10 protein-coding genes and 1 pseudogene are annotated in these 11,360 nt (G+C 61.3%); 5 read left to right on the top strand and 6 right to left on the bottom strand.

What is annotated here, in order from left to right:
- Positions 1–153: 153 nt before the first annotated feature.
- Positions 154–1,128: a D-glycerate dehydrogenase gene (locus GDV60_RS22215; RefSeq protein ID WP_159908780.1), complete on the bottom strand. Its 975-nt coding sequence runs from the start codon at positions 1,126–1,128 to the stop codon at positions 154–156.
- A 200-nt stretch (positions 1,129–1,328) separates the two neighbouring features.
- Positions 1,329–2,297 carry a LysR family transcriptional regulator gene (locus GDV60_RS22210; protein ID WP_029297870.1) on the bottom strand — a complete coding sequence of 323 codons (969 nt, stop codon included), beginning with the start codon at positions 2,295–2,297 and terminating at the stop codon, positions 1,329–1,331.
- Positions 2,298–2,478: 181 nt separating this feature from the next.
- On the opposite strand from GDV60_RS22210, the gene GDV60_RS22205 reads away from it, so the two are divergent.
- From GDV60_RS22205 to GDV60_RS22190, 4 genes are read left to right on the top strand one after another with little or no spacing between them, the layout of a single operon-like run.
- Positions 2,479–3,990, top strand: a complete 1,512-nt coding sequence (locus GDV60_RS22205) for an efflux transporter outer membrane subunit (protein WP_159908779.1) — start codon at positions 2,479–2,481, stop codon at positions 3,988–3,990.
- Positions 3,991–4,001: 11 nt separating this feature from the next.
- Entirely contained in the window at positions 4,002–6,185 is a 2,184-nt protein-coding gene (locus GDV60_RS22200) for an FUSC family protein (RefSeq protein ID WP_029297875.1), read from the top strand.
- Positions 6,175–6,375 (top strand): DUF1656 domain-containing protein, encoded by a 201-nt coding sequence (locus tag GDV60_RS22195; protein ID WP_029297878.1) that lies wholly within the window; start codon positions 6,175–6,177, stop codon positions 6,373–6,375. Before GDV60_RS22200 ends, GDV60_RS22195 begins: the two co-directional genes overlap by 11 nt.
- Before the next feature lie 10 nt (positions 6,376–6,385).
- The gene (locus GDV60_RS22190; RefSeq protein WP_029297880.1) at positions 6,386–7,246 is read left to right on the top strand and encodes an HlyD family secretion protein; all 861 of its coding nucleotides are present in this window, start codon (positions 6,386–6,388) and stop codon (positions 7,244–7,246) included.
- Here GDV60_RS22190 and GDV60_RS22185 read toward each other — a convergent pair.
- The 4 genes and pseudogenes from GDV60_RS22185 to GDV60_RS22170 all read right to left on the bottom strand — a co-directional run bounded on the left by GDV60_RS22185 (position 7,243) and on the right by GDV60_RS22170 (position 10,391).
- A complete protein-coding gene (locus tag GDV60_RS22185) occupies positions 7,243–7,704 on the bottom strand; it encodes a hypothetical protein (RefSeq protein WP_240160228.1) in 462 nt (153 codons plus the stop codon). The two genes, GDV60_RS22190 and GDV60_RS22185, sit on opposite strands and share 4 nt — an antisense overlap.
- Positions 7,694–8,617: an NAD synthetase gene (locus tag GDV60_RS22180; RefSeq protein WP_159908778.1), complete on the bottom strand. Its 924-nt coding sequence runs from the start codon at positions 8,615–8,617 to the stop codon at positions 7,694–7,696. The genes GDV60_RS22185 and GDV60_RS22180 overlap by 11 nt, the downstream gene beginning before the upstream one ends.
- A gap of 188 nt (positions 8,618–8,805) precedes the next feature.
- On the bottom strand, positions 8,806–9,210 hold the full coding sequence (locus GDV60_RS22175; RefSeq protein WP_159909301.1) for a DUF4440 domain-containing protein: 405 nt from the start codon (positions 9,208–9,210) through the stop codon (positions 8,806–8,808).
- Positions 9,210–10,391 (bottom strand): annotated as a pseudogene (locus tag GDV60_RS22170) (MFS transporter). Before GDV60_RS22170 ends, GDV60_RS22175 begins: the two are co-directional and overlap by 1 nt.
- 111 nt (positions 10,392–10,502) lie before the next feature.
- On the opposite strand from GDV60_RS22170, the gene GDV60_RS22165 reads away from it, so the two are divergent.
- The gene (locus GDV60_RS22165) at positions 10,503–11,360 is read left to right on the top strand and encodes a LysR family transcriptional regulator (protein WP_159908777.1); all 858 of its coding nucleotides are present in this window, start codon (positions 10,503–10,505) and stop codon (positions 11,358–11,360) included.

Here is an 11,360-nt window from a genome sequence, read left to right as displayed (position 1 = left end):
CTTCTATGGCAGGTTATCGACGCCGGCCCAAAAAACTGTAGGAGCGAGCTTGCTCGCGAAAAACCCGAGTACGCTGCGTTTGTTCAGGATAGACGCGTTATCGTTAATGTTTTTCGCGAGCAAGCTCGCTCCTACAGTGGGTCGTGTTGTGTCTTAGCCTTTCCAGACTTGCGGATTCACCAGATCCTGCGGGCGTTGGCCCAACAGGGCGCTGCGCAGGTTATCCAGGGCACGGTTGGCCATGGCTTCGCGGGTTTCATGGGTGGCCGAACCGATATGCGGCAAGGTCACGGCATTGCTCAGTTGGAACAGCGGCGACTCCGCCAGGGGCTCGCGCTCATACACATCCAGCCCGGCGCCGCGAATGCGCTGGGTTTGCAGGGCCTCGATCAGTGCCGGCTCGTCCACCACAGGGCCACGGGAGATATTCACCAGGATCGCACTAAGTTTCATCAGGCCCAACTCGCGATGGCTGATCAGGTGCTTGGTCTTTTCACTCAAGGGCACCACCAGGCACACAAAATCCGCCTCGGCCAGCAACTGGTCCAGGCTACGAAACTGCGCACCCAGTTCCTGTTCCACTGCGGTCTTGCGGCTGTTGCCGCTGTAGAGGATCGGCATATTGAAGCCCAGGCGCCCACGGCGGGCGATGGCTGCGCCGATATTGCCCATGCCGACGATGCCCAGGGTCTTGCCGTGCACATCACAGCCGAACAACGGCGCACCGACGCTGGCCTTCCACTGCCCGGCCTTGGTCCACGCATCCAGTTCGGCCACGCGGCGGGCGCTGCTCATCAACAGGGCGAAGGCCAGGTCGGCGGTGCTTTCGGTCAACACATCGGGGGTATTGGTGAGCATGATCCCGCGTTCGTTGAAGTAGTCCACGTCGTAGTTGTCATAACCCACCGAGACGCTGGACACCACCTCAAGCTTGCCCGCACCTTCGAGCTGCGCCCGGCCCAGCTTGCGGCCCACCCCGATCAAACCGTGGGCGTGGGGCAGCGCTTCATTGAACTGCGCGTTGATATCGCCTTGCTTGGGATTGGGGACGATGACCTCGAAGTCCTGTTGCAGGCGTTCGATCATCTGGGGGGTGACACGGCTGAAGGCGAGGACAGTCTTTTTCATCGCAAGTGGGGCTCATCGACAGGGAAGAATGCCAAGCAAGCTAACATTCCTGCACCCACTTGTCAGGACACCGCATCACCAATGTGGGAGCGGGCTTGCCCGCGATGGCGGTGTGTCAGGCATTACATCTGGCACTGATACACCGCTATCGCGGGCAAGCCCCACAGGGGATTTTCAATATTTTGGGGCCCTGTTCCAAATCAGGTGGTAAGGCGCACCGCTCCCAAACTACCGCTTAACTCATACGCCGCCAGCTCCGCCTGGTGCGCCGCCAGGATCTCTGGCAGTGAGCCACGCAGGTATTCCACCCAGGTCTTGATCTTCGCATCCAGGTACTGGCGCGACGGGTAGATGGCGTACAGGTTCAGTTCCTGGGAGCGGTAAGTCGGCATCATCCGCACCAGGGTGCCATTGCGCAGGCCTTCGATGGCCGCGTAGACCGGCAGCAGGCCAACGCCCATGCCGCTGATGATCGCGGTCTTCATCGCGTCGGCGGAGTTCACCAAAAATGGCGAACTGTTGATGCTCACGCTTTCCTGGCCATCGGGGCCGTTGAACACCCATTTGTCCAATTGGATCACCGGGCTGACCAGGCGCAGGCACGCATGGTTGAGCAAATCACTGGGCCGCTGCGCGCAGCCGTTGGCTTTGACGTAGGCCGGCGAGGCACAGACGATGCTGTAGGTGATCCCCAGGCGCTGGGAGACAAACCCCGAATCCGGCAACTCGCTGGCGAGCACGATGGACACGTCGTAGCCCTCGTCGAGCAGGTCCGGCACGCGGTTGGCCAGGGTCAGGTCGAAGGTCACATCGGGGTGGGTGCGGCGGTAGCGGGCAATCGCATCGATCACGAAATGCTGGCCGATGCCGGTCATGGTGTGCACTTTGAGCTGCCCGGCAGGGCGTGCATGGGCGTCGCTGGCCTCGGCTTCGGCTTCCTCGACATAGGCCAGGATTTGCTCGCAACGCAATAAATAGCGCTTGCCGGCCTCGGTCAGGGCGATGCGGCGGGTAGTGCGGTTGAGCAAGCGGGTTTGCAGATGGGCCTCCAGATTGGAGACCGCGCGCGAGACGTTGGCTGTAGTGGTGTCCAGTTGCACCGCGGCGGCGGTGAAGCTGCCGGCTTCGGCGACACAACTGAAGGCGCGCATGTTTTGCAAAGTGTCCATGGGGTGCTCTCAAGGGAGATGGCAAATTGTGACACGAAGTTACGGGGGCGAGTGACCCCGACCAATGGATTATCGCCTGAACGGTAACAAAGATTCACAGGAATCCCACCTTATCGCCATTCCTCGCGCCCCCTAGAATTGCCGCACCGTCCCCGCAACACCACCTCAGGAATTCGCAGCAGTGCCGCGTCGCATCAGCAGAGAGCTGAAGACTCTCAGTGTTTGGGCTTTATCGTTAGCAATCAGCGGCTGCATCGGAACCGGTGGAATTGCCCCCCAAGGCAAGAGCCTCGCCGCCAATAACCTGGCCACCGACGACGCAATCCAGAGCGCCGCCCGGGATGCCCGTTGGCCGACCACCCAGTGGTGGCAAGCCTACGGCGATCCGCAACTCAATGCTTGGGTCGACCTCGCCGTTCAAGGCAGCCCAAGCATCGCCGAAGCCGCCGCCCGGGTACGTGAAGCGCGGGCCATGGCTGGGCTGGCCGAGTCTGCCGAGGCTGTGCAGATCAATGGGGATGCCACGCTCAAGCGCCACAACTGGCCGAGCGATCAGTTCTACGGCCCTGGAAAACTGGATAACTCCACGACCTGGGACAACAACGCCGCCCTGGGCCTGAGCTACGCCCTCGACCTGTGGGGGCGTGAGCGCAACGCCACTGAGCGCGCGCTCGACCTGGCCCATATGAGCGTCGCCCAGGCGCGCCAGGCCCAGTTGGAGCTGCAGAACAACGTGGTACGCGCCTACATCCAACTGTCGCTGCATTACGCCCAGCGCGATATCGTCGCCGCGACCCTGGCCCAGCAACAGCAGATCCTCGACCTGGCGCAAAAGCGCCTGGATGGCGGCATCGGCACCCACTTTGAAGTCAGCCAGGCCCAGACCCCATTGCCCGAAACCCATCGGCAACTGGACGCCCTCGACGAAGAAATCGCCCTGACCCGCAACCAACTGGCGGCCTTGGCCGGCAAGGGCCCGGGGGAGGGCGCGAGATTGCAGCGGCCGACCCTGGCCCTCGCTGCGCCCCTGAAATTGCCATCGGCACTGCCCGCGCAACTGCTCGGCCAGCGTCCGGATGTGGTCGCCAGCCGCTGGCAAGTGGCGGCCCAGGCCCGGGGCATCGACGTGGCCCACGCCGGTTTCTACCCCAATGTCGACCTGGTGGGCAGCCTCGGCTACGTCGCTACCGGCGGCGGCATGCTGGAATTCCTCACCGGCAAGAAGCTCAACTACAGCGTCGGCCCGGCGATCACCCTGCCGATCTTCGACGGTGGCCGCCTGCGTGCGCAATTGGGCGAAGCCAGCGCCGGTTACGACATTGCCGTGGCCCGCTACAACCAGACCCTGGTCAATGCGCTCAAGGGCATCAGCGACCAACTGATCCGCCGTGAGTCCATGGCCAAGCAGCAGACCTTCGCCGCCGAATCGGTGGCCTCGGCGCAGAAAACCTATGACATCGCGATGATCGCCTACCAGCGCGGCCTGACCGATTACCTCAACGTACTCAATGCCCAGACCTTGCTGTTTCGCCAGCAACAGGTCCAGCAGCAGGTCCAGGCCGCGCGCCTGAGTGCCCATGCCGAACTGGTCACTGCCCTGGGCGGCGGCCTGGGCGCGGGCAACGATGCGCCGGCAGCAGGCACGACCCTCGCGAGCAAGACCCCGGCGGCGTTGGCCGTATTCGATCACTGATCAGGTTTCCCATGACTCCCTTGCCTGCACCGCTGCGTTGGCTGCATTCCCTGGAATGGCGCCGTGGCTTTTTCGACTGGGCGCGCAGTGACGGCGTGACCTGGGTCTACATCTTCAAAGTGCTGATCGCCGCGTTCCTCACCCTGTGGCTGGCCATGCGCCTGGAGCTGCCGCAACCGCGTACCGCGATGATCACCGTGTTTATCGTGATGCAACCGCAAAGCGGCCAGGTGTTTGCCAAGAGCTTCTACCGCTTCCTCGGCACCCTGGCGGGGTCGGCGGTGATGGTGTTGTTGATCGCGCTGTTTGCGCAGAACACCGAGTTGTTTTTGGGCGCGCTGGCGATCTGGGTGGGCGTGTGCACGGCCGGTGCCACGCGCAACCGCAACTTCCGCGCCTATGGTTTTGTACTGGCGGGCTACACGGCGGCGATGGTGGGCCTGCCGGCGCTGGCCCACCCGGACGGCGCCTTTATGGCGGCGGTGTGGCGGGTGCTGGAAATCTCCCTGGGGATTCTCTGCGCGACCCTGGTCAGCGCCGCGATCCTCCCGCAGACCAGCAGTGCGGCCATGCGCAACGCCTTGTACCAGCGTTTCGGCACCTTCGCCCTGTTCGTTACCGACGGCCTGCGTGGCCGCAGCCAGCGCGAAGGTTTTGAAAGCAGCAACGTGCGCTTTATCGCCGAAGCCGTGGGCCTTGAAGGGCTGCGCAGTGTCACCGTGTTCGAAGACCCGCATATGCGTCGGCGCAATGGCCGGCTCAGCCGCTTGAACAGCGAATTCATGGGCATCACCACGCGCTTCAACGCCCTGCACCAGTTGCTTGAACGCCTGCGCAGCGATGCTGCCGACCATGTGGTGGCCGCAATCAAACCCGGCCTGCAGGACTTGGCCGAGTTGCTCGATGGCTTCAGCGGGCGCGCCCTGACCAGCCCCGATGCCACGCGCCTGGTCAGCCAACTGACGGCCTATAAAGAGAGCCTGCCCGCCAAGGTCCGCAGCCTGCGGGCGCAGTTCCAGCAGAGCAGCCCCAGCGATGCCGAGCAGTTGGATTTCCACACCGCTTATGAGCTGCTGTACCGCTTTGTCGACGACCTGCACAACTACGCGCAGACCCACGCCTCCCTGGCCGAACACAGCCACGCGCGTGAGCACTGGGATGAGGCCTACACGCCGAAAACCAACTGGCTGGCCTGCGCCGCGTCGGGGATTCGCGCGTCGTTCATTCTGGTGGTGCTGGGCAGTTACTGGGTGGCCACCGCCTGGCCCAGTGGCGCCACCATGACCCTGATCGCGGCGGCCACCGTCGGCCTGTCGGCTGCCACGCCGAACCCCAAGCGCATGGCGTTTCAAATGGCCTGTGGCACCTTGATCGGCGCCCTGGTGGGGTTCGTCGAGATGTTCTTCGTGTTTCCCTGGATCGACGGGTTCCCTTTGCTCTGTGTGATGCTCGCCCCGGTGATCGTGCTCGGCGCGTTCCTGTCCTCGCGCCCGCAATACGCTGGGGTCGGCCTGGGCCTGCTGATTTTCTTCAGCACCGGTTCGGTGCCGGATAACCTGACGATCTACAACCCCTACACCTTTATCAACGACTACATCGCCATGATCATCGGCATGCTGGTGTGCGCAGCGGCGGGGGCGATCATCCTGCCGCCCAACAGCCCCTGGCTGTGGCGCCGTCTGGAGCGCGACCTGCGCGAGCAAGTGGTGTATGCCATCAGCGGCAAACTCAAGGGCCTGGCCTCGGGGTTTGAAAGCCGCACCCGTGACCTGCTGCACCAGGCCTATGGCCTGGCCGCCGGCCAGCCGCAGGTGCAACGCAACCTGTTGCGCTGGATGTTCGTGGTGTTGGAAGTCGGCCACGCCATTATTGAATTGCGCAAAGAGCAGGCGATCTTGCCGGTGCATCCGGCGTATGCCGAGTCTCAATCGTGGCGCCAGGCGATCCGGGTGATGGGGCGTTCGCTGGTGCGGCTGTTCCTGCAACCGAGCCAGAGCAATCTTGAGCGCGCCTTGATTGCGGTGGACCACGCCATCAGCCGTGTGCAGGCCACCGACGAACCCTTCGCCCCACACTTCGATACCTCGGCCCTGCGCCGGGTCAAAAGCTACCTGCACTTTATCCGCACGTCCCTGCTGGACCCGCAATCGCCCCTGGCTGCTCTCAAGCTTGAAGGAACCGTTCATGCCGCGTGAAATCGCCTTCCATGGCATCTACATGCCGACCATGACCCTGATGTTTTTTATCGCCGCGGGACTGGCCTGGGCCCTGGATCGCTTCCTGGCCGGCTTTGACCTGTACCGTTTTTTCTGGCACCCGGCGTTGCTGCGCCTGAGCCTGTTCACCTGTCTTTTTGGCGCCATGGCGCTGACCGTCTACCGTTGAGAATGCCCCGATGAAAAAGTTTTTCAGCCTGCTCGCAACCCTGCTGGTGCTGGCCCTGGCGATCTGGATTGGCCGTACGTTGTGGGTGCATTACATGCAAACCCCGTGGACCCGCGATGGTCGGGTACGCGCCGATATCATCAACGTCGCCGCCGACGTCACCGGCGAAGTGGTCGACGTGCCGGTGCGGGACAACCAGTTGGTGAAAAAGGGCGACCTGCTGATGCAGATCGACCCCGAGCACTACCGCATCGCGGTCAAGCAGGCGCAGTCCCTGGTCGCCTCACGCAAAGCCACCTGGGAAATGCGCAAGGTCAACGCCCATCGCCGTGCGGACCTTGATGCACTGGTGATCTCCAAGGAAAACCGCGACGACGCGAGCAACATTGCTGATTCCGCGCTGGCTGATTACCAACACGCGCTGGCGCAGTTGGAAGCGGCGGAGTTGAATTTGAAACGCACGCAAGTGCTGGCTGCGGTGGATGGTTACGTCACCAACCTCAACGTGCATCGCGGCGACTACGCGCGCATAGGCGAAGCCAAGATGGCCGTGGTCGATATGCACTCGTTCTGGGTGTATGGCTTCTTCGAAGAAACCAAGCTGCCCCACGTCAAAGTCGGCGACAAAGCCGATATGCAACTGATGAGCGGCGAGACGTTGAAGGGCCACGTAGAAAGCATCTCCCGCGGCATCTACGACCGCGACAACCCCGAGAGCCGCGAACTGATTGCCGATGTGAACCCGACCTTCAACTGGGTGCGTTTGGCCCAGCGCGTGCCCGTGCGGATCCATATCGATGAAGTGCCGGAGGGCGTGTTGTTGGCGGCGGGGATTACCTGCACCGTGATTGTCAACCAGGCTCAAAACTAAACAGCGGTAGGTGTTCTTGCCCTGATTTTGCGCCGTCGTTTGACCCTTAGCATGCTGGTGTAGCGGCGGTGGTTTTTTGTATTGAGCATGATCAGGCAGATCAGTGATTGAAACAGAGGAAATAGCGCAAACAGAGTCACGGGGTGACTAACCAAGTAGCCTGTCGCAAGCAGAGCATTCAGAGCAGCGACGCCTACAAGTACAGCGGGGCCTGAACGAAATCCCGCCACCAGCAGAGCCAACCCGATACACATGGCCAACAACAGTACCAGGCTCGCCATCACAGCGTATTCGCTAGTCAGATAGTTAATTCGGGCGTAATACGACAGGCTGTGTGACAGGTTGCCTGAGATACTCACTAAGCTCACTGATACTGCGGTGCCCACCGTGAAAGCAAAACGGTGGGTGTAACTACGCACTGTTCGCGGCGCGCGCGCGGGATTGCCGTTATTGGTCATGGTTGCTGAACTCTTCATAAATCGCGATGACAATGTGGTTAATGTTTCCGGAAATGCTGCTGCCTGTGAGTGCGAGAGCTGCACCCACCTGATCTGCTATTTGAGTGAGAATGTCTTGGCGTAATTGGCTGTTGCTATAGCGTTTTGGAAGTATTCCAGCTAGCTGTTTTAACCGGAGTATTTCGCGGGGATGGCGAGGGTTTTTCAGTCGCAGGACTTCATCCGTCAACTTTGCACGCTCTCGGCGGCTTAGGCTCCTCAGGATGTCTGCCAGGTTTCTGCCCGTCGACTTTTTGATCGTCATCACTGTTCTGACCGTGACAAACGTAGTGCTACCTGCGCCGACCAATGAAATACCATCCAGCGCAACGCTCATGGATTGGTACCAACTCAGCGAATCGTAATAGTCATTCTCAGCGGGGTTAGTTAATTCTGTATAAGTCCTCCAGGCACCGTTGATGCACTGCAAGCCGCTGGCGGCTGCAGCTGTATAGGCGATACGGGTAACTGCAAGACTGGCGCCCCCACTTAATGGCGTGGATGCAACACCGGTAGCTGCGACGGCTATTCCGATAACGGCTCCTGCGCAAGCGAAAGTCATCCCCGTTGCTTCTACAAGTAGCTTTGACTCACGAGGCGAACTGGTCGCCAGCTCAGCATATTGATTGGCTGTCATTGCCCCCGCCACTTCCCGCAATATCACCCGCTTGGGCGTGATACTGCACAACGGCACAAACTCGCGCAGTACCGTTACCCGGTAGTCACTGCCGATGTGCACCACGCCGGCGCCGACGATGGCAGGGTTGGCGTCAATGGTTCGATAGAGTTTTGGCAAATCCAGCAGGCTGGTCAGTCGCTGGCGGGTGGTTGTATGAGCGTTGGGCACGCCGCTGTTGAGGAAATCCTTGAGCATCCATTCACCTTCCCGCGGGCAGAGGTGAAAGAGCCTGAAGACTGAGTCCGTCGAATGATGTCAGCTAGTTCGCGGTTTACTGTAGGAGCCGGCTTGCCGGCGAAGAACCTGAGAGCAACGCGGGGAATCTGATGCCCGGTGTTAGCGTTGACGATTTTCGCCGGCAAGCCGGCTCCTACAGGGGAGAGTTATTGGCCCTGGATATAGGTCTCATGCAAATGCCGCCACAGCAACGCGCCGCTTGCCTGTTTCTCGAACACCACGGTGGCGCGGCGGTCCGTTTGGGTGCCGCTGTCATCGATCTGGTGTTCACGGTAGGTCACCGTGGCGCCCCGTACATGTCGGTCAATACCTGCCATTTCGCTCAAGGTGATTTTCAACCCAGGACGCATGCCGCCCAGGCGGGTGAACAGGGCGTTGACCCCGGCTGTGTTGACCCGTGCGCCGGTGGCGGGGGCGATCATGCTGAACTCCGGGGAGAAGCGCGCCAGCAGGTTTTGCAAGGTGCCATCCGGCGCGACGCCGGCAAACCATTGCTCGATCTCGATGTGGGTCTGGATCACTTCTTCAAAAAAGTCGCTGTAATCAATCATCATTGAGGCTCGCTGGCTGGGTGAAGCAGTGCGCGAACCCTGGAGGTATCCAGGCTCAGCACCGCGAAGAGCGGCAGTAGTGTCAGGGCTGCCGCGATCAAGAAGGTCATGGTGAAGGAATCCGAGGCTGATAGCACGGCGCTGAGTGCCGCTGCACCTAGGCAAAAGCTCAGCTGCCGATTGATATTCCACAGCGCGCTGGCGTGGCCCATGCGCGGGGCGGGGATATCGAGAAAGGCCAGGGTCTGCGCGGTGCTGCTGCACAGGCTGCCGCCCAGGCCCATCAGGCCGTAGGCGAGAATGATCAGGGAAGGCTCGTTGAGCAACACAATACCGCTGCATTGCAGCCCCATGCCCACCAGCAGCAAGGGCTTGGGGCCGTAGCGGTTGAATAAGGTCTTGCTGAGGAAGATGGCCAGCGCCGATGCCAGCGCCCAGGGCAGCATCAGCGCGCCGGTGTGCGCGGCGTCATAGCCCAGGCCGCGCAGGTAGAGGATGGCGATCAGGCTGGTGCCGATAAACACACCGGGGACGCACAAGTAGATCAGCATCGCGATGCGCAGCATCGGGTTGCCGATCTGTTTGAACAGGTTGCCCATCTCCAGGGAGGGGCGCGCAGTTGCAGGCGCGTCCGGTTTTATCCACAGCCACGCCAGCAGCAGGATGATTAACGCCAGCGGCAAATTGGCGTGGAAGATCCAGCGCCAGGACAGGCTATCGACCAGCCACCCACCCAGCGCCGGGGACAGCGCCGGCACCAGCAGGGCCACGGACATCACCCGGGCGGTGAGTTGGCTGCGTTCTGCGGCTGGAAAGTGTCGATAAGCCAGGGCCTACCCCACCGGGATCAGCAGGCCACCGCCCAAACCTTGCAGCAAACGCCAACCGATCAGCGCCTCAATCGAGCCGGCCTGACCAACCATCACTGAAGCGCCCGCGAACAGCAGCAGGCTGGCGGCAATCAAACGTCGTTCTCCGAGCATTGCCGCCAGCCATACACTGAAGGGAATGATCACGGTCAGTCCGAGCAGGTAGGCATTGCTGACCCACGCCAATTGCGTGACCGAAGCCTGCAGTTCGTGGGCGATATCCGGGTAGGCGACGGTGGCGACAAACATGTTCACCAGATCGAGGGCGAAACCCAGTAAAAAGATCCAGGCGATTTTCGAGCGGTAGGTCATTGGGGCGTTCCTGCATTCAATCCCGGCAGGGTAGAGTGCTGCGGATACTTGGGGAACGCTGGTTTGACTGTTAGTTTGTCAAAAATATTTTGACAAGTGGAGGCGTGGCCCATGGTCAGCCTGGATCGTTTCGAGACGTTCAAGACGGTGGTGGAGGCCGGCTCGCTGACTGCCGCGGCCGATAGACTGGGGCAGACCCGCGCCGTGGTCAGCTTTAATCTCAAGCGCCTGGAGGCTGAACTCGGTGTCACCCTGCTGACGCGCAACACCCGGCAATTGGCGTTGACCGATGCCGGCGAGCGGTTCTACCTGCGCTGTACACGCATGCTCGAAGAAGCGCAGTTGGCGGTGGAAGAGGCGCGTTCGGAGCACACCCAGCTCAAAGGCACCCTGCGCATCACCACCACCGTGGAATATGCGCTGGCCGTGGTCGTCCCAGCGGTGGAGGCCTTTGGCCGTTTGCACCCGGATCTGAATGTCCACTTATCCACATCCTCCACCCATGCCGATCTGATCTCCGAACGCTTTGACGTGGCGATTCGGCTCGGGCGCCTGCTGGATTCCAATCATCGTGCGGTGCAGTTGTCCACGTTCGAGGTGTTTGCGGTAGCGGCGCCAGCGTTTGCCTGGGTAAAGACGTTGGATGAGTTGGAGCGTGTGCCCAAGCTGGGTCATGTCCGTTTGACGGAACTGAGCCTGATCGATCCGGCGGGCGGCGGGCATCAATATTGTCCCGGCTTTCCGGCGCTCACGGCCGACAGCGCGGCCGTCCTGCAAGTTTTTGCCGTGCGCGGCCATGGCGTGGCAATCCTGCCTCAATGGCTGGTGCAGGATGACCTGGAGGCTGGGCGATTGGTGCGGTTGCTGGTAGACCATCGCTTCGCCGTGCAAGGCGTTTACGCGATGTATCCGGATACCCGGCACTTGCCGTTGAAGGTCCGGGCGTTTATTGATTTTATGAAGGGATAG

This window comes from Pseudomonas sp. DTU12.1 (assembly GCF_009873475.1).
In the GTDB taxonomy this organism is placed as follows: domain Bacteria; phylum Pseudomonadota; class Gammaproteobacteria; order Pseudomonadales; family Pseudomonadaceae; genus Aquipseudomonas; species Aquipseudomonas proteolytica.
Note: the sequence above shows the minus strand (reverse complement) of the source record. Positions and strands in the feature narration are given on the sequence as shown.